At 61.5% G+C, this 18,818-nt stretch carries 18 protein-coding genes; 16 read left to right on the top strand and 2 right to left on the bottom strand.

Features of this window, described 5'->3' with window-relative positions:
- The first annotated feature begins 8 nt into the window (after window positions 1-8).
- The 6 genes from KP003_RS09965 (at window position 9) to KP003_RS09940 (ending at window position 5,265) form a co-directional block, all read left to right on the top strand.
- Window positions 9-1,202, top strand: a complete 1,194-nt coding sequence (locus tag KP003_RS09965; protein ID WP_216791774.1) for an SPOR domain-containing protein — start codon at window positions 9-11, stop codon at window positions 1,200-1,202.
- Window positions 1,203-1,207: 5 nt separating this feature from the next.
- Complete coding sequence (locus KP003_RS09960) at window positions 1,208-2,110, top strand: hypothetical protein (RefSeq protein ID WP_216791773.1); 903 nt, start codon at window positions 1,208-1,210, stop codon at window positions 2,108-2,110.
- Window positions 2,111-2,127: 17 nt separating this feature from the next.
- Complete coding sequence (locus KP003_RS09955; protein WP_216791771.1) at window positions 2,128-2,994, top strand: GTP-binding protein; 867 nt, start codon at window positions 2,128-2,130, stop codon at window positions 2,992-2,994.
- A 3-nt stretch (window positions 2,995-2,997) separates the two neighbouring features.
- Entirely contained in the window at window positions 2,998-3,681 is a 684-nt protein-coding gene (locus KP003_RS09950) for an MgtC/SapB family protein (protein ID WP_216498926.1), read from the top strand.
- 57 nt (window positions 3,682-3,738) lie between these two features.
- Window positions 3,739-4,275, top strand: coding sequence for a rubrerythrin (gene rbr / locus KP003_RS09945; RefSeq protein ID WP_216498925.1), 537 nt, complete (start codon window positions 3,739-3,741; stop codon window positions 4,273-4,275).
- Between the two features lie 168 nt (window positions 4,276-4,443).
- Window positions 4,444-5,265: a cytidylate kinase family protein gene (locus tag KP003_RS09940; protein ID WP_216498924.1), complete on the top strand. Its 822-nt coding sequence runs from the start codon at window positions 4,444-4,446 to the stop codon at window positions 5,263-5,265.
- A 119-nt stretch (window positions 5,266-5,384) separates the two neighbouring features.
- Here the strand turns inward: KP003_RS09940 and KP003_RS09935 are convergent, their stop codons facing one another.
- Entirely contained in the window at window positions 5,385-6,242 is an 858-nt protein-coding gene (locus KP003_RS09935; protein ID WP_216791769.1) for a PHP domain-containing protein, read from the bottom strand.
- Between the two features lie 142 nt (window positions 6,243-6,384).
- On the opposite strand from KP003_RS09935, the gene KP003_RS09930 reads away from it, so the two are divergent.
- The 6 genes from KP003_RS09930 to KP003_RS09905 all read left to right on the top strand — a co-directional run bounded on the left by KP003_RS09930 (window position 6,385) and on the right by KP003_RS09905 (window position 11,488).
- A complete protein-coding gene (locus KP003_RS09930; RefSeq protein ID WP_216498922.1) occupies window positions 6,385-6,609 on the top strand; it encodes a hypothetical protein in 225 nt (74 codons plus the stop codon).
- Window position 6,610: 1 nt separating this feature from the next.
- Window positions 6,611-7,267: an endonuclease III domain-containing protein gene (locus KP003_RS09925; protein WP_216791767.1), complete on the top strand. Its 657-nt coding sequence runs from the start codon at window positions 6,611-6,613 to the stop codon at window positions 7,265-7,267.
- A 108-nt stretch (window positions 7,268-7,375) separates the two neighbouring features.
- The gene (locus tag KP003_RS09920) at window positions 7,376-8,233 is read left to right on the top strand and encodes an NAD(P)-dependent oxidoreductase (RefSeq protein WP_216498920.1); all 858 of its coding nucleotides are present in this window, start codon (window positions 7,376-7,378) and stop codon (window positions 8,231-8,233) included.
- A 418-nt stretch (window positions 8,234-8,651) separates the two neighbouring features.
- The gene (gene ftsH, locus KP003_RS09915; protein ID WP_216791765.1) at window positions 8,652-10,457 is read left to right on the top strand and encodes an ATP-dependent zinc metalloprotease FtsH; all 1,806 of its coding nucleotides are present in this window, start codon (window positions 8,652-8,654) and stop codon (window positions 10,455-10,457) included.
- A gap of 172 nt (window positions 10,458-10,629) precedes the next feature.
- Window positions 10,630-11,109, top strand: coding sequence for a YehS family protein (locus KP003_RS09910; protein WP_216498918.1), 480 nt, complete (start codon window positions 10,630-10,632; stop codon window positions 11,107-11,109).
- A 19-nt stretch (window positions 11,110-11,128) separates the two neighbouring features.
- The gene (locus KP003_RS09905; protein WP_216498917.1) at window positions 11,129-11,488 is read left to right on the top strand and encodes a hypothetical protein; all 360 of its coding nucleotides are present in this window, start codon (window positions 11,129-11,131) and stop codon (window positions 11,486-11,488) included.
- On the opposite strand, the gene KP003_RS09900 is transcribed toward KP003_RS09905, so the two are convergent.
- On the bottom strand, window positions 11,485-12,072 hold the full coding sequence (locus tag KP003_RS09900) for a hypothetical protein (protein ID WP_216791763.1): 588 nt from the start codon (window positions 12,070-12,072) through the stop codon (window positions 11,485-11,487). The genes KP003_RS09905 and KP003_RS09900 overlap by 4 nt on opposite strands.
- A gap of 293 nt (window positions 12,073-12,365) precedes the next feature.
- Between KP003_RS09900 and KP003_RS09895 the strand changes: the two genes are divergently transcribed.
- From KP003_RS09895 to KP003_RS09880, 4 genes are all read left to right on the top strand, one after another.
- Complete coding sequence (locus tag KP003_RS09895; protein WP_216791761.1) at window positions 12,366-13,142, top strand: dienelactone hydrolase family protein; 777 nt, start codon at window positions 12,366-12,368, stop codon at window positions 13,140-13,142.
- 260 nt (window positions 13,143-13,402) lie between these two features.
- On the top strand, window positions 13,403-14,668 hold the full coding sequence (locus KP003_RS09890) for a metallophosphoesterase family protein (RefSeq protein ID WP_216791760.1): 1,266 nt from the start codon (window positions 13,403-13,405) through the stop codon (window positions 14,666-14,668).
- Window positions 14,659-17,619, top strand: coding sequence for an AAA family ATPase (locus KP003_RS09885; protein WP_216498913.1), 2,961 nt, complete (start codon window positions 14,659-14,661; stop codon window positions 17,617-17,619). Before KP003_RS09890 ends, KP003_RS09885 begins: the two co-directional genes overlap by 10 nt.
- A 120-nt stretch (window positions 17,620-17,739) precedes the next feature.
- Window positions 17,740-18,636, top strand: coding sequence for a DMT family transporter (locus KP003_RS09880; RefSeq protein WP_216498912.1), 897 nt, complete (start codon window positions 17,740-17,742; stop codon window positions 18,634-18,636).
- Window positions 18,637-18,818: the final 182 nt, after the last annotated feature.

Below are 18,818 nucleotides of genomic sequence, written 5' to 3'. Positions count from 1 at the left end.
TGAGCCAGATGGCGAAGCAATTTACACCCGATGAAGATGAAACCGTAGACCATAAGAAGAGTTCGCAACAGCGGCTTCTTCTGCTTCTGCTGCTGCTCATCGCCCTTTTCGCCTACCTTTACTTCTTCACCGGGCTGATCAAGCCCCGCGAGGAGGCATCCGCGCCTCCGCCGCCGGCTCCTGCCCCGGCCGTAGTCAAAAAACCGCTGCCGCCGCGCCCTCAGGAGACAGGCTCCTCCGCACAAGCTCCGGCCTCCGCCAAGGCTACGGCCGGCAAGCCTTCTGCCGAGGCTACGGCCGGCAAGCCTTCTGCTGAGGCTACGGCTGGCAAGCCTGCTGGCGAGGCTGGCAAGCCTGCTGGCGCGGCTGCGACTGGCAAGCCGGGTGAGGCAAAACCTGCCGCGGGGAAACCTGCCGGGACTAAGCCGGGCGAGGCAAAACCCGCTCCTGCCGCTAAGCCGGGTGCGCCTGCCGCACCAGCTGCCAAACCGGCGCCCGCCGCACAGCCGGGCAAGCCCGCAGCTGCGGCACCTGCCGCAGCGGCAGCCAAACCCGCCCCCGGGAAGGAGGCCAAGCCGGCCGCCAAGGATACCAAGCCCGCGACAGCCGGCAAAGAGGCCAAACCTGCCGCTGCCAAGGAAGCGAAGCCTGCTGCCGCCAAGCAAGCCAAGCCGGCCGACAAAGTCGCCAAAGAGACGAAAACCGCAAAGCCTGCAACCAAGGCCGCTGCCAAGGCCAAGGCGGGTGCCTTTGCCCTTGAACTCGACAGTGACATTGCCGAAAGCGAAGTCTCATCGGTGACCGCAAAGCTGAAGAAGGCCGGGATCGCCCCGGTGGTCACCACCAAGGCCCACAAAGGCGAGCCGATGCACCGCCTGTTCCTGGCCGATTTCGCCAGCCGCGACGAGGCCTCCGAAGAGCTGACTCGCCTCAAAGGTGTCGCCCCCAACGCTTTCATGCTCAAGGAAGGCGGCCGCTACGCTGTCTACGCCGGTTCCTTCATGCGGGAAGGGAAGGCCGCTGTGGAACAGGACCGTCTCTACGACAAGGGGGTCCGTCTGGTGCTCAAGAAGGCGAACATCCCGGTGACGGTGGTGAAGGTTCGTGGCGGGAGCTTCGCCGATCCTAGTAGCGCCGAGAAGGCGGCGGCGAACCTCAAGAAGACGGGCCTTTCAGCGAAGGTCGTCAAGGCAGGGAAATAGCAAAAGTGTCGTCGAAGGTCACCTTCAGGATTTCAGCGGCGGCGGCCCCGTACGTCGGGGCCGACAAGCCCAGGGAGAACCGGCTGCTGGCCGCTTCCGGCCGGGTGTCGCTCCCGCCGGGCGACCTGGTGCTGCTTTTGTACTACCTCTGTCATGATCCCGACCAGGAGGTGAAGCAGCAGGCGATGGGATCGCTGCGTTCACTGGAACGGCCGCTGCTCGAACAGGTCCTGGCCGATCGCGAGCTCCACCCGCAGATCCTGGATGCCCTGGTTCAGCTGCACGGCAGGAAGGTTGATATCGCACCGCTTCTTGCCGCGCACCCGAGCCTGAGCGAGAAAGCATCGGCCTTTCTCGCCGCGCAGGGGGTCGCGCCCCCCGGAACTCACCAGGCTGCGCCGCAACACGCGGCGCCCCACGCGGAGCGCGATCTGGACGAGACGGACGAGAAGCCCACCCCAGATGACGAGGAGCCTATCGACGAGGAGGAGTACCAGTCCAAGTACCAGATGGCCCAGTCGATGGGGGTGAGCGACAAGATCAAGATGGCCATGACCGGCGACAAGGAGTGGCGCGCCATCCTGATCAAGGACAACAACAAGCTTGTATCGGGTGCGGCGATCAAGAATCCCCGCATGACGGAGGCGGAGGTGCTTGGCATTGCCAAGTCCCAGATACAAAACGACGAGATCATACGGGTCATCTGCGCCAACAAGGAGTGGATCAAGAACGGGCAGATCAGGAAGGCGCTGGTGGAAAACCACAAGACGCCGCTACCAAATGCGCTGCGCTTTCTCGGGACCCTGGGCGAGAAGGACCTCGCCAACCTGGCCAAAAGCAGGAACATCAACACGATATTAGCGACGCAGGCCCGTAAGATTTTGTTGAGCAGGAAGGAAAAAGCGTAATTCAGGGGGATCTACGTATGGCTCTGGTGAACCAGGCAAAACGTGAAATAAACGCGAAGATTGTCTTTTTCGGGCCGGGACAGGCCGGGAAGGGCACCAGCCTCAGGCACGTCTTCAACAAGCTGAAACCGGAATTCCGTGGCGCATTGAAGGTCATGAGCGTGCAGGGCGCGCGCATGCTGTTCTTCGATTTCACCCCGCCCGGCGACGGCAACGTCGACGGTTTCCGGGTCCGTTTTCACCTCTACACCGTCTCGGGGCCGCTGGTCGATCCGGCTGCCTGGAAGATGGTGCTGAAGGGAGCCGACGGCGTGGTCTTCGTGGCGGACTCCGCATCGCAGCGGGTGGCTGACAACAAGACCGCGCTGGACCAACTCGTCGACTACCTGAACGGGTACGGTCAGAGCCTGGCCACCATCCCGGCGATCCTGCAGTACAACAAGAGCGACCTTCCCGACGCGTCACCCCTGGCTCAGCTGGAGCAGCAGCTGAACCCCTCGGGCCTTGCCAGCTTCCAGACCTGCAGCCAGAGCGGCGAAGGCGTTCTGCAGGGGCTCATGGCGCTGGTGAAGAGCGTCCTGACCGGATTGCGCACCAGGGGTGCCGACGCCATAGCCAGCGGAGAAGGACTGCAGCACATGGTGGAGAGCCCCGCACCGGTGGCCGCTCCGACACCGCCCGTTAAGGAGGCGCCTCCCGCTGCGCCCGCGTCGGTGCAGCCGACGGTTGCTCCGGCGGCACCAGCGGAAGAAGACCTCTCGCTCGAGATAGCCGGTGACCCGGTGGCCGCTGGCGATTTGATCCGCGTGCCGCTGACCATCCGCAGCGGTGCCCGGGAGAAGACGGTGGTGCTTACCCTGTCGCTCGGGCTTTCCGAGGAGTAGCCCTTGGGTCCCGACTTCGACATCTATCTGCTGTGCCGCCTGTTGCTCGCCTCCTTCCTGGGAGGGCTGATCGGCCTGGAGCGAGAGATCCACGGGCGTCCGGCGGGATTTCGCACCCACCTGCTGGTCTCGCTCGGCTCGTGCCTTTTCACCATCACCTCGCTGGAGATCTACCGTATCTTCGGTAATTTCAGCGGGAACGGCCCGGCAGGCGTCGACCCCGGGAGGGTGGCCGCCCAGGTCGTCACCGGCATCGGTTTTCTTGGCGCCGGCGCCATCATCCGGGAACGCGCCTCGATTCGCGGCCTCACCACGGCGGCCTGCCTCTGGGTCGCTGCGGCCCTCGGCGTCGCCTGCGGCATCGGCCTGTTCTGGCTTGCCGTTTCAGTAACCCTGGTGGCCCTGGTGAACCTCCTGTTGCTGAAGGAGGTTGAGAAGCGGCTGTCACGCGACACCTATGTGCTGGTGAAGGTCTGGGGGGAGGATCGCGGTGATTTCATCTCGCGGGTCTACCAGACCCTGGAAGGCAGCGGCATCGAGCGGGTCGACGCCAAGCTGCAAAGGGATATGGAACACGGCGTCATGTTCCTGGAATTCCAGGTAAAACAACCCAAGAAGGCGTCGACGGCAGATCTCCTGATGCGCCTGAGCGCCATCGATGGGGTGAAGAGGGTCGGCATCGACTGACCTCGTTGCCGTATTTGGTAAACCACAGGAAAACGAATGTGAAAAGGAGAACAGAGCATGGCGGAACTGAAAGGAAGCAAGACTGAAAAGAACCTGCAGGAAGCGTTCGCCGGCGAGTCGATGGCCCGTAACAAGTACACCTACTACGCGGCAGTGGCCAAGAAGGAAGGGTACGAGCAGATCGCGGCACTGTTCCTCGAAACGGCTGAGAACGAGAAGGAGCACGCCAAGCTGCATTTCAAGGCGCTTTCCGGTCTCGGCGACACCATCACCAACCTGAAGGCCGCTGCGGCAGGCGAGTACGCGGAGTGGGTCGACATGTACCCCCGCATGGCCAAGGAGGCGCGTGAAGAGGGCTTCACCGCCATCGCCGCGGTGTTCGACGGCATCGCCGCCATCGAGAAGGCGCACCAGGAGCGCTACAAGGCGCTGTTGGCTTCGATAGAAGAGGGGACCGTCTTCACCGAAGAGGCTCCGACCAGCTGGAAGTGCCGTAATTGCGGCCACATCCACGAGGGAACCGCCGCGCCGGATATCTGCCCGGTATGCCACCATCCCAAGGCGCACTTCGAGCGTCTCGCTGAAAACTACTGACCTGCCCGGGGTGGGGGAGAGCCGTTCTCCCTCGCCCCTGTTCCGCTCCATCCCCGTCAGGCCTGCCTCTACGCTGCGTGCAGTTCATCCAAGACAGCAAAAACCCTTGTATACGGCAGACTTTACGTGCTATGATGCGGCGGTTTCTCATTAGCAAAGGAGGCTTGCATGGCAATCATCACAATATCCAGGGAGATGGGTACCGGCGCCTATGCCATTGCCAAGGAACTGGCAAAGAAGCTCAAGTACACCCTCGTTGACCGGGTGAAGATCGAGGAACTGGCCCCAGCGTACGGCCTGACCCCCGAGATCCTGGAAAGGGTGGACGAGAAGCCGCCGTCCTACCGGACCGCCGAGGACCGCCTCCAAGCCGCACATCTTGCCACCATGGAGCTCATCCTGCTGGACTGCGCCAAGAAGGGCAACGTGATCCTCTACGGAAGGGGAGCGCAGGATCTCATCAAGGTTTTGACGAACGTGCTCAGGGTCCGCTTCATAGCGCCCTTTGAAGACAGGGTGGAAAAGTTTGCCGAGAGGGAGTGGATCGATCCGGACCTGGCCCGCGAGCTGATCAGGAGGAGCGATCACCAGCTGGGAGGCTTTATCCACTTTTACTTCAACCGCGATTGGAACGACCCGCTCGCGTATGACCTCATTTTCAATACGGAAGTTTCCAGCTCCCACGCCATGATCGAGGCCATCATCGCGGCCTCCAAGGATCCCCGCCTCAAGGAAGGGGAGGAAGAGTCCATGGCGCTGCTCGAAGACCTGATCGTGGCCAAGAGGGTCGAGGCCGAGCTGCTCAAGTCGTCGCTGGCCCGCGCTCTCAAGTTTTGCATCAGCTGTGAAGACGGCGTAGTCACCCTGGCCGGGCACGTGCAGAGCGAGGAGGAGATTGAGGAGGCCATCGAACTAGCCAAATCGGTTGAGGGAGTTACCGACGTCGAGAGCGAGCTGGATGTGCTTAGCTACAAGCCGGTGAAGGACTAGCGGCAGGGACTAGGGACCGGCGCAACGAAAAAGAAGGGGCTGGGCGCTTGAGGTCAGGGACTGGAAAACGATTGGTTTTCCCAGCCCCCAGCTTCCAGCCCCCAGCCCCTTCGCTTTTTTTAGCTTCTCTCTTTTTGCACCCGCTTCAACGCCTCGACGCAGCTGTAGGGGACGGCCATGGTCCCCTTGCCGGTGCCCATGCTGATCCCTTCCTCTATGCCGTGGTAATCGGAACCACCGGTCCAGATGAGCCCTTTTTTCTCGGCGCTGGAGAGCAGGAAGGCGCTTTCCTGTTCGTTGCAGACGTTGTTGAATGCTTCTACGCCCGCGAGCCCCATGGCGCACAGCTGGTCGATGATTCGATTCAGCGAGTCGCGGTCGTTGGTGATGGTGGTGGGATGGGCGAGTACCGCCACCCCGCCGAGTCTCTGGACCGTCGCCAGGGCTTCTTCCATCGGGAAGTAGCGTTTGGGCACGTCGCAGGGAAGCAGGTAGCGCACGAAGGCGTCCTGCATGTCGCGGGCGTACCCCCTGCCCATCAGCACCTGGGCTATGTGCGGGCGACCCAGTGCCCCACCCGCCAGGGCGGCCGCCTCGGCGCTGGAGATGGGCGCTCTTCCTTCAGCGGCCAGCTTCTCGTTGATTCGCCCCACGATGGCCTCGCCGCGGGTCTCCCTCCTGTCCCTGAATTCCTTGAGAATCGACTGCAGCTGCGGGTCGCGGTGATCAAGCAGGTATCCGAGCAGGTGCACGTCGCGGAAGGAGCCGTACGCCACCGAGAATTCCAGTGCGGGCAGCACCTCCACGCCGGCGGTTGCGCCTGCCGCGAGCGCCTCGTCGATGCCGTCCACCGTGTCGTGATCGGCCAGCGCGATCGCCTTGAGACCCAATCCTTTGGCCATCGCTACCAGCTCGGTCGGAGTGCGCACCCCATCTGAAAATGTGGAGTGCATATGCAGATCTACCAGTTCTTTCATGTATCTCCCTCTGATTTGATCAGGCCATTATAGGGGTTTCTCACGTTTGTGCAACCGTTAAGGACGCACTTAGCAGTTGCCTTGACCGGTACCATCTTGTATAAGTAAGCATTACTTTTTTTCAAGATGAACAGGGGTGTGTGTGGCAAAGAGCAAGGGTATGGCAGGTGCGGTGTTCGCGCTGTCGACATTCATCATAGGGGGGATTCTCACCTTCACGGGACTCGGACTCATAGCGTTTATGAAGAACCAGGACCTGCTCGGCTGGGGGGAGGGGCGCAGCATCGGCATCCTGCTGGTGTGCGTGGGGCTCCTTGCGTCGATCATGGGGGTGCTGGTAATGCGTGTGGTCACCAACAGGCTGTGACATGAGGGACGACCAGATTCACCAGGCCATAGCGGTCTTGACCGAGGCGGTCAAGGCCTGGGTGAGCCCGGCGGTGACCATTGTCGCCACGCAGGGGCGTGATCCTTACAAGGTGTTGATCTCCTGCATCTTGTCGCTGCGCACCCGTGATCAGACCACCGCTGAGGCTTCGGCCCGTCTCTTCGCCCTGGCGGATTCTCCAGAAAAGATGGTCCGGCTCGACGTGCCGAAGATCGAGGCCGCCATCTACCCCGTCGGTTTCTACCGCGTCAAGGCCGAGCAGATTCTCGAAATCTCGCGTTCTCTGTGCGAGCGCTACGAAGGAGCGGTCCCGGACGACCTGGAGACGCTGTTGAAGTTCAAGGGGGTGGGGAGGAAGACCGCCAACCTGGTACTCACCCTCGGATTTGGCAAGCAAGGCATCTGTGTCGACATTCATGTGCATCGGATCTGCAACCGCTGGGGCTATGTGAAGACCAGCACGCCCGAGCAGACCGAATTCGCCCTGAGAGAGAAGCTTCCGGTCGAGTACTGGATCATAATCAACGATCTTCTGGTAACTTTCGGGCAGAACCAGTGCACGCCGCTTTCGCCACGCTGCTCAACCTGCCCGTTATACCAGTTCTGCGACAGGGTTGGTATTGGCAAATCAAGATAAAACAGTGTTGCAGAAAGTTGCTCTTTGAGTATAATGGGGCCTTGAGATTTTTAAGATCAGCAATAATGCTATCCGCTGATGCCGAGCATCAGCCACTCTGGGGGGATTATGCTTAAGAAGATAGGTTTTGTCGGGCTGGGCACCGTCGGTGTTCACATGGCAGCCAACCTTGCCAAGTCGGACTATCAATTAACGGTGTTTGATCAGGACGCAAGCGCGATGGCTGAGCTTGCCAAACTCGGCGTCAAAGTCGGCGATTCTCCGATGGCGACTGCCAAGGGGCAGGACCTGGTCATCGTCATCGTGCCGGAGAGCAAGTATCTTGTCTTCGGTGAGAATGGCGTCCTCGAAGGGATCGACCCTGGCACCATCCTGGTCGACATGGGCACCCACTGCCTGGAGACCATCGAGCGTATGGCCGAGGAAGCGAAGAAGCGTCGCGTCATGTTCCTGGAGGCGCCGGTCTGGGGGAGCAAGGAGCACGCGGCCAATGGTCTACTCACCATCCTGGCCGGGGGCGACGAGGCTCTGCTCGGGCGCTGCCGCGAGCCGTTCTCCTATTTCGGCCTCAACATCATCCATATCGGCAAGATCGGCGATGCCACCCGCATGAAGCTGATCGTGAACCTGCTGCAGGCCGAGATGATGCAGTCTCTGTCCGAGGGGCTCGTCTTCGGCGAAAAGATGGGCTTTAAACCTGACAAGATACTCGAGGTGCTTGATTCCGGCGGGGTTGCCTCGCCGCTGTTCCACTCCAAGGGGCGCTCCATCGCGCGTGGCGACTTCAGCCGGAACCTCGCACTGAAGTACGTGGAGTCGCAGATGCGGCGCGTGCTGGAGATGGCCGAGACGCTGGGACTCGACCTTCCTGCCGCTAAAACCGTCTCTGCCATTTACGATCAGGCCGTGAAGGACGGCAGGGGCGAGGAGGATTTCTCCGCCATCGTGAAACTGCTGCGCAAATAACCGACCATCAACAAGGCCGTCGCTAAAGGGGCACCCCAAAAGGGTGCCCCTTTTTTTTGTCTCGCAGCCGTCGCAAAGGAGGGGCGGTTCGTAGAGGATGCCTGCATGGCAGAAGCGCTGTAGGGGCGAATAATCATTCGCCCCGCCTTTGCCCTTCTTCTTGTTCTCGGCGTCTCCGTCAGCACATCTTCAAGTGCCGGCGGCAATGAAAAAAAATTGAGTGTACAAAGCTATTTCCATTGAAGTAAAAATAGACATTCCATTTATGGAAACTTTAATATCAATTTTAACGCTTGTTAACCTCGTTGAAATGTTCGATGCACCTATTGACAAGCGCCACTATTACAATAGTTAAAAAAATTACAAAGTATTGTATCAACCGTAACCTCGCTGCTACTTCAGCAGTAATAGGAGAATTATGGGGAACACGAGAAACAAGAAGCTAATGTTGTTGGGACTGTCTTTGAGCTTTCTGGCAGTGGCCGGGTACGGGTTCTATTCCTGGCAGCAATCACATGCTGACCGCAGCAGACAGATCAGCTACACTTCCTTCATCCAGAAGGTGACAGCCGGCAGCATATCCAGAGTCAGGATCGTCGGCGACGAGATCAGCGCTGAAGCCAAAAACGGCGACAAGTACAGCCTCTTTCTCCCGGCCGGAGCCTACCTGGGCGATCTGCTCATTGCCAAAAAGATCGACTTCTCTTCCACACCTCCTTCCGGCGGCCCCAACTGGTTCGAGATCGGTTTCCTCGTCGCCATAGGAATCTTCCTGTTTATCTTCCTCAGGCGTTTTACCGGGATCGGTCGGAGCCGGGCCCGGATGGTCGACGGCTCGGAATCGACCACCCGCTTCAGCGATGTCGCCGGTACCGAGGAGGCCAAGGCGGAACTGCTGGACACCGTCGAGTTTCTCAAGGATCCTGAGAAGTTCTCAACCCTCGGAGGCAAGATGCCCACCGGCGTTCTCCTCGTGGGCCCTCCGGGCACAGGCAAAACGCTCATTGCCAGGGCAGTCGCGGGCGAAGCCGACGTTCCCTTCTTCACCATTTCCGGCTCCGAATTCGTTGAAATGTACGTCGGCGTCGGCGCCTCCCGGGTCCGGGACCTCTTCGCACAGGCCAAGAAGGCGGCGCCCTGCATCGTCTTCATCGACGAGATCGACGCGGTCGGGCGCAAGCGCGACGCTTCCGCTGGAGGCGGTGCGAGCGACGAGCGCGACCAGACCCTGAACCAGTTGCTCGTCGAAATGGATGGCTTCGAGGTCAACTCCGGGATTGTGGTGCTGGCCGCCACCAACCGCCCCGAGATCCTCGATGCCGCGCTGCTCCGCTCCGGGCGCTTCGACCGCCAGGTCACCGTTGGCTCCCCCGACATCAGGGGGCGTGAGGCGATCCTCAAGGTGCACGCGAAGAACGTCCCGCTGCACGATGAGGTCGACCTGATGGTCATAGCCCGGGGTACCCCCGGCTTCTCCGGCGCAGACCTGGCCAACGTGGTGAACGAGGCTGCCATCCTCGCCGCCCGCTCCAACAAGGGCGCCGTGGAGATGATAGATTTCGACCTGGCCAAGGACAAGGTGCTGATGGGGGCGGAGAAGAAATCGATGGTGCTCTCGGAAAAGCTCAAGCTTTCCACGGCGTACCACGAGTCCGGTCACGTTCTGGTCGCGAAACTCGTCCCTGGGTGCGACCCGGTGCACAAGGTGACTATCATCCCGCGGGGGAGGGCGATGGGAGTAACGGTCCAGATCCCGGAAGACGACATCTACTGCTACACCAAGGAGATGTTGGTTGCCCACCTCAAGGTGCTCATGGGGGGACGCGCGGCCGAGGAACTTATCTACAACACCACCACCACCGGGGCCGGGAACGACCTAGCACGTGCCACCGACACCGCGCGCAAAATGGTAAGCGAGTGGGGCATGTCCCGCGCCTTCGGCCCCGTCGCGTTTGGCCACAACGAAAGTACGGACTCAGGCGGTAAGTCGCAGAAAGGTTTCAGCGACGTGACCGCCCTCGAGATTGATAACGAGATCCGCTCCATCGTCACCGGCTGTTACTCCGACGTGGTGGCCTTGCTGAAGGAAAACATGGATGCCCTGGAACGGTTGACGCGGGAGCTCGTTGTCAAGGAAACCCTCGACTCTGCCGAGATCGACGCCATTCTTGGATTGGCTGTGCCCGTTGAGGAAACAGCCATGCAGGCTGCCGTCGCCGCATAGTCAAATTCCTCGGTAATCGTCGACATGAAAAGGCCCCTCTGCCACGTGGCAGAGGGGCCTTTCGATTCGCCGGGGCCCGACTATTCACCTAATAACTTAACTTGCAGACCGCATCCGTAAAATGCTATGTAGTAACCGGGCTGCGGCCCGTATGAACCGATAGGAGTACCCGATGACCAACAACGATGTTTTCCGCAGGCTGCGCTACGCCCTCAACCTCAACACCCAGGCAGTTGTCGAGGCCTTTCGGCTTGCGGACATGAAGATGGGACAGGCGGACATCACCAGTTTGGTCAAAAAGGACGACGAGGAAGGCTTCCGCGAGTGCAGCGACGAGGTGCTGCAGGCTTTCCTGGATGGCCTGATCGCACTGAAGCGGGGCAAGCGGGAAGGGGGGGATGACAAGGCCACGCCGCCACCCGCACAGTTGGCTAACAACGACGTCCTCAAGAAGATCCGTATCGCCCTGTCTCTCAAGGAGGAGGAGATGCTGGCGATCTTCAAACTGGCCAAGTTCCCGGTTTCCAAGTCCGAGTTGAGCGCGGTGTTCCGTGCCAAGGGGCAGGACAATTACAAGCCTTGCGGAGACCAGATGCTGCGGAATTTTCTCAAGGGGCTGACCATGAAATACCGGGAAGGTGCCCAGAACTAAAGGCTGAAAGGAGGTTCGCTTGGACCGTCACGACGTCGAAGGGGCCGCTGCCGCGACCGAAGCTGCCGAAATAGACCCGGCCGAGATCGCGCGTGGTTTGGCGGTGGTGCGGAAGCGCCGGTGGTGCCTCTGGATTGTTCTCATCGTTTACCTCCCCACCATGTACGTTACCCAGAAGATTACCCATTCCTTCAACGGCTCCATGCCGGTTTTTTTCGTCTGGTTCGCCGTTCTGCTCGGCGCCATGTTCTATTCCGCTACCGCTCGTTGCCCGCGCTGCCGCAATTACTTTCACATGCACGGCATGGCTCTGCTTTACCTGCGCAAGTGTCTGCACTGCCAGCTTCCCCTCAACGCCGATAATCCGGAGAAGTGCTAGGGATTAAGGCCTTCCTTGCCCTGCGCAGTTTCGTTGTAGGCCCTCTTTGCCCTCTCCACCACTGACAGCTCCGCTTCCAGAGCATACAAAAGGCTGTCTCCGTTCACCTCGCTGCGGCGCATGAAGATCTCCATGTCCCTAACCCCTTTCTCGGTCATCTCCCGGGACAGGTATCTCTCGATCGCCAGGATGTCGAACTGGAATGATCGGTAGGCCCGTTGCACCTGTTGCGCCTGTTCGTCTATCGGTTCGAAGGCATCCCCCAACTCCATGCGCGGCATCCGGGCGCTGCGGGAAAGCCGGGGGTAGCGACACTGTCCCGCCGATTGTTCCGCCTCGACGATGTATGCGTTCCCCTGGTAGTGCATTCCGTTGGCATGCTGCACCAGCCTCATGCCCGCGTCGGTCATCGTGTTCACTTCCTCCCTGAAGGCGCGGTAGGCCCGTGGCAGGTCGGCTTGGTTCGCGAACCTCACGTCATCCAGCGCTTTGCGCGTGTCCCACGTTTTTTGCCGCGCGTACTGCAGGTCGTCCTGGACCGTCTGCAGTGGCGCGCTTTTCCCTTCCCGCCCCCCTGTCCACAACGACGTGCAACCCGCTAAGAAAGTCACTATGAGGGCTACTGCCAACCAAGCGATAAAAGGACGTGAGTCTGGTTGTCTCATGACAGCCTCCTGTTATGCTTTCGCGACTGGTTAATGATACTGAATGGAGTACTGCTGTCAACGCTAGCCGCAGCGACAGCGCATCGCCGGCTGCGGCGAACGATCGTTTTTGATACAATGACGTAATCCGCTTTTAGCTAATGAGACGGGAGCTGTTTCATATCGAGCTGCGGTTGCCCCTTTCATTGGGAATCAGCAGCGTGGAGGAGATCATGAAAAGGTATCTTTTGGCATTGATGATGACGCTGGTGGCTCAAGGTGCCAGCGCCGGCGTGGTAGGGCAAAACGTCGAGTATCGCCAGGGGGACACGGTCCTGGAGGGGTACCTGGCTTATGACGACGCGATCAAAGGGACTCGTCCCGGTGTGCTCGTGATTCACGAGTGGACCGGCGTGACTGCATACGAGAAGATGCGGGCAGAGCAACTTGCCAGGCTGGGCTACGTCGCCTTCGCCGCGGACATCTACGGCAAAGGGGTGCGCCCGGTAGGACCGGAGCAGGCAGCCAGGGAGGCGGCGAAGTACCGGGGCAGCGACCGGAGCCTGATTCGTGCACGCGGTGCGGCAGGGCTGGCAAAGCTCGCCAGTTTCCCGCAGGTTGACCCCAAGCGGCTGGCGGTGATGGGGTATTGCTTCGGTGGAACGGCGGCGCTGGAACTGGCTAGAAGCGGTGCCGACCTCCTGGGGACGGTCAGCTTCCACGGTGGCCTCAGCACACCGAACCCTGCTGACGCCAGGAACATACGCGGCAAGGTGCTGGCCCTGCACGGGGCCGACGACCCGTACGTGAAACCGGATGAGGTGGCTGCCTTCCAGAAAGAAATGCGCGACGCGAAGGTCGACTGGCAGATGAACTACTATGGCGGCGCGGTTCACAGCTTCACCAATCCCAAGTCCGGCAACGACAACAGCAAGGGCGCGGCCTACAACGAGAAAGCCGATCGACGTTCTTTCGAGGCGATGAAGCTCTTCTTCAGCGAGATCTTCTAGCTTCCTTTTACCCTCGCCCCACACCTCACCCCCCTCCCTGCCCCCATCCGGGGAGGGGGGCGTCGGCGCCCTTACCTGCAATCCGAACCGACCACTTGCTCCTACCTTATTGGGTGTACGACCTTCCCGAGCGCCTCGAGCTGCCGGCGCAGGGACCGGGGGCGGTGCTTCTAACTGCGACAGAAGCTGCCAGGTTAGAGAGCTTGACTTGCCCCCGCGGGCGGCGTTATACCTGTGCAATTCCTTTTCCCGGAGCCTCCATGCCCGTTCGCTTCATTCACACCTCCGACATCCATCTCGGCAAGACCTACCGTGGCTCCGGCTGCGATGCCCAGCGCTATCAGGACTTCTTCGCCACCTTCGCCGCCATCGTGGCCGACGCCGTGCGCGAACAAGTGGACTTCGTGCTGATCGGCGGCGACCTGTTCCATACCGGCCAGATCCTCCCCAAGACCTTCGCCAAGACCATAGAGATCCTGCAACCCCTCAAGGATGCCGGCATCCCCTGCCTTGCCGTTGAGGGTAACCATGATTGGATCCACCGCCGCGACAGCGTTTCCTGGATGGAAGCGCTCTCGCAACTTGGGTACATCTCCCTGCTGCGTCCCTCAAGGAGTGCAGACGGCGGCTACCTCTTCGAGCCCTTCGATCCCGAGCAGGGGAACGGCGGGCATATCGAGGTCAAGGGGGTCAACATCTACGGCCTTGGCTATATCGGCTCGCAAGCGGGGAACCACGTGCCGCGCATCTGCGACGCGATCGGCACGAAGCGCAACATCCTGCTCTTCCACGTCGGGGTCTGGACCTACTCACCGGTCGAAATCGGCAACATAAAGCCCGAGGAGGCTCAGCCCCTGGCGGCATGTTTCGATTACGTCGCCCTCGGCCACGGGCACAAGCCCTATATCGTCAACGATGCCGAAGGGCGCCCGTACGCCTTCAATCCCGGCTCACCGGACTGCGTCAACTTCGGCGAGGAGCGTTACGACAAGGGATATTACCTGGTTGCCCTGGAGCCGGACGGCACGGCCCGGCACGAATTCCGCCGCACCACCCCGCGTCCGATGCTGGTTGTCACTGCGAACCTGGACGGCGCAGGCAACGCCACCGACGCCCTGGAGCGGTTCAGAAACCAGATGGCGGAGAAGCTTGCCGGCTGCCGGGATGAGCGTGCACCGCTCGTGGAGGTGCGTCTGGCCGGCAAGGTCGGCTTCCACCCCTTCGAGTTGAGTCGCGACCGCCTGCGCGCGTCGCTGTGCGAGGTCTGCGAGCCGCTGCACCTCGAGATCAAGAACCACCTCTCCCTGGTTTCCGGAGGGGGAGGGGAGGAGAAGGTCAAGAAGAGCCTCGCGGAGATCGAGCGGGACGTGCTGGGCGAACTGATCGGTGCCAACAGCCACTACCAGGGGCGGGTGGAGGAACTGACGCGGCTCAGCCTGGCGCTACGGGACCTGGTGCTCAAGGGAGACGCGGAAGGGGAAGAACTGCTGAGCCTGCTTTCCTCGGGAGGTGACCAGTGCGCATAGTCTCGGTCCATCTCAGGAACATCAAGTCGCACCGCGACAAGGAACTCGTCTTCTCACCCGGGATCAACGTCCTCTCCGGCGCGAACGGCTCCGGCAAGAGCACCATCTTCGAGGCCATCGGCTATGCCCTGTTCGGCGTCGACGCCAAGGACTTCGTCTCCAATGCGGAGCGCTTTCTCACCATCGGCGCCAAGCGAGGCGAAATCGGCGTGGTGTTCGAGCCGGCGCCGGGAGAGCTGTACCGGGTGACCCGCACCGTGGGAACCGCAGGGAAGTGGCTGCTGGCCAAGGAGATCGGCGGCGAGTTCGAGGTCGAGGAGCACGCCAACATGGAGGAGACCGAGGCCCGCATCGCGCAATTGCTCGGACTCTCAGCCGGGCGGCCGTTGTCGGAGCAGTTTAAGCTGGTGATCGGCCCCTTCCAGAACGACTTCCTGGGTCCTTTCGTGATCAAGCAGCCCGCGAAGCGCCAGGACGCCTTCGACGAGATCCTGGGAATCGACGCATGGCGCAAGACTCAAGACAAAACAAAGGTTTTGACCAGCACCATTAAGGCAAAGCTCGATGTGCTGCAGGCCGAGGTCGACACCAAGTCGGAGCAGGTTGCCGTCCTGCCGGCCAAGGAAGAGGAGCTCGCCGCTTTGCGGACGCAGGGCGAGACCAAGAAGGCCGAACTGGCGACGAAGACCATAGAACTTGAGCGTGCGAGCACCCTGCTCAACGCCCTGGAGTCGAAAAAGGAAGCGATCCAGTCGGTCCAGCAGGAAGTGCAGGGGCTGGAAGAGCGTGCCGAATCCGGGAAGAACTACGTCTCCAACCAGCAACTCCTGGTCGAACAATCCCGGCAGGCGGCGGAGCAGGTCGCTGCGGCGGCTGCGGGTAAGAAAGCGTACGACGCCGCCGAGGGCCGACTAAAGGAGCTGCGCGAGCAGGAACAACAAAAGCACCAACTGGAAAGAAAGCTTGCCGAACTGGAGAAGGAGCAGGGAAGCGTACAGGCGATGCTGGACGCGGAGAGCCGCGAACTCGAGCTCGCCAAATCGTCGATGGTCGAGGAGTGGAAACGCCTGCACGGCGACCAGGCATCGCTGGCGGCGGCACTGGCGGAGCTGAAAAAATCGGAGGCCGAGGCGGCACAGGGGCTGGAAGCGGCTGAACAGAGCCGGGTTTTCTTCCGCAAACTCCCCATGCACAGCATGGAGACCACGCTGCCATACCTTCACGTCGCCCTCAGCCGGATCGAGGAGATCGACAGGCAGATCCGGGAACGGGAGCAACTCCTGGCCGGAAGTGGGCCCTTGAAGGCAGAAGCGGGGCAGCTCGCCGCGCGCCAGGCCCGGCTGGAGCAGATACAGGCGCAACGTTCCGAGCTGGCAGGACGCAAGCATTCGCTGGTCGAGGGGCGTGAGAAGATCGGTGCAGGCGCCTGCCCCTTCTTCCTGGAGCCGTGTCAGAACCTCAATGGTGCCGATCCGGCCGGTATCTTTGACGCCCGCATCGCCGTTCTCGATAAAGAAATCGCGGGACTGGACTGCGAGGCGGCCGAACTGGCGGCACAAGTGAACAGCGCGCAGCAGGCCGTTCGCGAACTGGCAGGGATGGAACAGGTCAGCGTGGAGCTGGCCAAGGCGGGACGGGAGCGGGCCAAGCAGGAAGAGGAATTCAGCCGCAACTACGCCCAGATCGCCGCATCGGCACTTCGTGCACCGCTCGAAGAGTGGCTGGCAACTGCAGGTCTTGTAACCGTTTCGGTCGAGCTGCCCAGCGCCGAGCTCGACCTGGCTGCGGCTCCGCAGCAGCGCCGGGACGCGCTGTCCCAGGTGACCGATGCTTGGCAGCGCGTGATCGACGCGCTGGAGACGGCACTGGAGGACCGTGTGAAGCTGGCAAGCGAGCCGGTTCAGGAGTGTGCCCGCAAGCTTGCCGAACTCTCCGCACGGGCGGAGGCGCTGGAACAAAAACAGCGCGAACTTGACGGCGCACAGAAGAAGGCGACTCTGCGCGAGCATTCCGTGACGCTGCACAAAGGACGGCTCGCCGCGCTGTCGACCGAGATTGGAGCCCGCAAAAACGAGCTTGCAGCGTTCGCCGACGTGGAGCGCGGCATCGAGGACGCGGGGCAGGAGCTGGTTTCTTTCCAGCCGGCACGCGACAGCTACATAGCCAACCAGAAGTCGGCTGAGGAGTTGGACAAGCGTCAGGAAACCCTGGAGAAATTCCTGGCCCGCCTGCAGGAGATCGCCTCGGCCCTGGCTGCCAAGCAGGCCGAACTGGGTAAACTTGTGGCCGATTACCGTCCCGAGCAGCACGAGGCTGCGAAAAACAACCGCGAACAGCTCGTGATGACGGCTACCCGGCTCACGTCCGAGATCGGCGCGATCGGCGAAAGCGTGTCCCGGCTGGAGGGGGAAACGGCCGCTCTGCGAGCCGTTGCCGCCGAGATCGAGCAGAAGCTCGCCGCCATCGAAAAACTGAAGGAGCAGGCCGACCTGGTGAAGTTCCTGCGCAACCAGGTGTTCAAGAACGTCTCCGCCCAGCTTTCCGAGCGCTTCAGGGAAGAGATCAGCTTCCGCGCCGACCGCATCTACCGCAGCATCTGCGAGTCTGACGAGGAACTGCTCTGGGGAGACAACTACCAGATCGTGTTGAAGGACATGGCCGACGGCGCCATCAGGGAGCGCACCGACGACCAGCTCTCTGGCGGGCAGATGATGAGCGCCGTGGTTGCGCTGCGCCTGGCCCTGTTGCAGACCATCGGCGCGCGCATCGCCTTTTTCGACGAGCCCACCTCCAACCTCGACGCGGAGCGGCGCGAGAACCTTGCCAAGGCCTTCCGTGCCATCGACGTCGGCCAGGAGGAGGTCACCGAACACTGGTACGACCAGCTTTTCCTGGTGAGCCACGACGTGAGCTTCACCGAGATCACCGACCAGACCATACAGCTGGATTGAAATGTACCCCCCAGCGGACGGATCTGCTCGACTACTCCGCCCGCGCTGCCTGACATCTTCCCCCCTCCCGACCTCCCCCCTCCGGGGAGAGGAGGAACTTATCAACAAGGACTTCCGTTCATGACCAACAAGCACCTGGGAGCCTGGTTCATCGCCGCGTCGGCGGCGGGTTTCGCCACGCTCGGCATCCTCATAAAAAGCGCCTTCGCCGGCGGCGCCAACATCAGCACGGTACTGGCGGGGCGCTTCCTCCTGGCCGGGATCTTTCTCTTCGTCATCCTCCGCGTTCGCGGCATCAACTGCCGCCTGGACCGCAGGACCGCCGTCCAGCTCATCCTGATGGGTGCCATCGGCTACGGCGGCATGTCCGGGCTGTACGCCAACGCCATCCACTACCTCCCTGCATCGCTCACCGGGATGCTTCTTTACACCTATCCCGCCCTGGTGACCATCCTGGCTCTCATCGTCGGGGACGAACGCTTCAACGCGCCGAAGGGGATTGCGCTCGTGGTCTGCTCGGTTGGGCTGGTGTTGCTGCTGGGGGCGTCGTTCGAAGGGGCGCGACTTGCCGGGGTGCTCTCCGTCCTGGGGGCGGCAGTGATCTACAGCTGCTACATCATCATTGGCAACCGCATCCTCAAGAACATCGATCCCATGGTGACTTCGCTCTGGGTCTGCACCGCAGCCGGGTTGGCCTTCTTTCTTTACGGCCTCGTCAAGGGAGAACTGGTGTTCGACCTCACCCCAACGGGCTGGCTTTCCATCGTCGGGATCGCCGTCTTCCCGACCCTTTTCGGCGTCATGGGGTTCTTCGCCGGTCTGCGCCTGATCGGCGCCACCAACGCCTCCATCATCAGCATGTTGGAGCCGCTCATCACCGTGCTCCTGTCCGTCATCCTGCTTGGCGAGCGGGTCACCCCACTGCAGGGGTTCGGCGGTGCCGTGCTGCTCTTTGGCGGCCTCATCCTCCAACTGTGGGGGCACGAGGTGCGGCACGAGATGGTCACCGAAGTTTAAGAGTCCCTGGGCCTTCGTCCACTCTCCCTCTTCCCCGGGAGCGGGGTGGGGTGAGGGGGCTGCGTCAGGCAAGACATCCGGCTGGTGCCGCCCTCACCCGGCCTCCGGCCACCCCCTCCCGGGGGGAGAGGGGACACAGGGAAGCACTATCCCTCCCAATCGCCCGCTATCGTTGACTTTCC

The sequence above is a fragment of the Geomonas diazotrophica genome, from assembly GCF_019063885.1.
In the GTDB taxonomy this organism is placed as follows: Bacteria; Desulfobacterota; Desulfuromonadia; order Geobacterales; family Geobacteraceae; genus Geomonas; species Geomonas diazotrophica.
Note: the sequence above shows the minus strand (reverse complement) of the source record. Positions and strands in the feature narration are given on the sequence as shown.

What these genes read in the sequence shown, in the direction of transcription:
- KP003_RS09955 (WP_216791771.1), top strand. Translation starts at nt 2,128, where the DNA reads ATGGCTCTGGTGAACCAGGCAAAACGTGAAATAAACGCGAAGATTGTC.
- KP003_RS09965 (WP_216791774.1), top strand. Translation starts at nt 9, where the DNA reads ATGGCGAAGCAATTTACACCCGATGAAGATGAAACCGTAGACCATAAG.
- KP003_RS09925 (WP_216791767.1), top strand. Translation starts at nt 6,611, where the DNA reads ATGAGGGACGACCAGATTCACCAGGCCATAGCGGTCTTGACCGAGGCG.
- KP003_RS09920 (WP_216498920.1), top strand. Translation starts at nt 7,376, where the DNA reads ATGCTTAAGAAGATAGGTTTTGTCGGGCTGGGCACCGTCGGTGTTCAC.
- ftsH (WP_216791765.1), top strand. Translation starts at nt 8,652, where the DNA reads ATGGGGAACACGAGAAACAAGAAGCTAATGTTGTTGGGACTGTCTTTG.
- KP003_RS09890 (WP_216791760.1), top strand. Translation starts at nt 13,403, where the DNA reads ATGCCCGTTCGCTTCATTCACACCTCCGACATCCATCTCGGCAAGACC.
- rbr (WP_216498925.1), top strand. Translation starts at nt 3,739, where the DNA reads ATGGCGGAACTGAAAGGAAGCAAGACTGAAAAGAACCTGCAGGAAGCG.
- KP003_RS09880 (WP_216498912.1), top strand. Translation starts at nt 17,740, where the DNA reads ATGACCAACAAGCACCTGGGAGCCTGGTTCATCGCCGCGTCGGCGGCG.
- KP003_RS09940 (WP_216498924.1), top strand. Translation starts at nt 4,444, where the DNA reads ATGGCAATCATCACAATATCCAGGGAGATGGGTACCGGCGCCTATGCC.
- KP003_RS09910 (WP_216498918.1), top strand. Translation starts at nt 10,630, where the DNA reads ATGACCAACAACGATGTTTTCCGCAGGCTGCGCTACGCCCTCAACCTC.
- KP003_RS09895 (WP_216791761.1), top strand. Translation starts at nt 12,366, where the DNA reads ATGAAAAGGTATCTTTTGGCATTGATGATGACGCTGGTGGCTCAAGGT.
- KP003_RS09935 (WP_216791769.1), bottom strand. Translation starts at nt 6,242, where the DNA reads ATGAAAGAACTGGTAGATCTGCATATGCACTCCACATTTTCAGATGGG.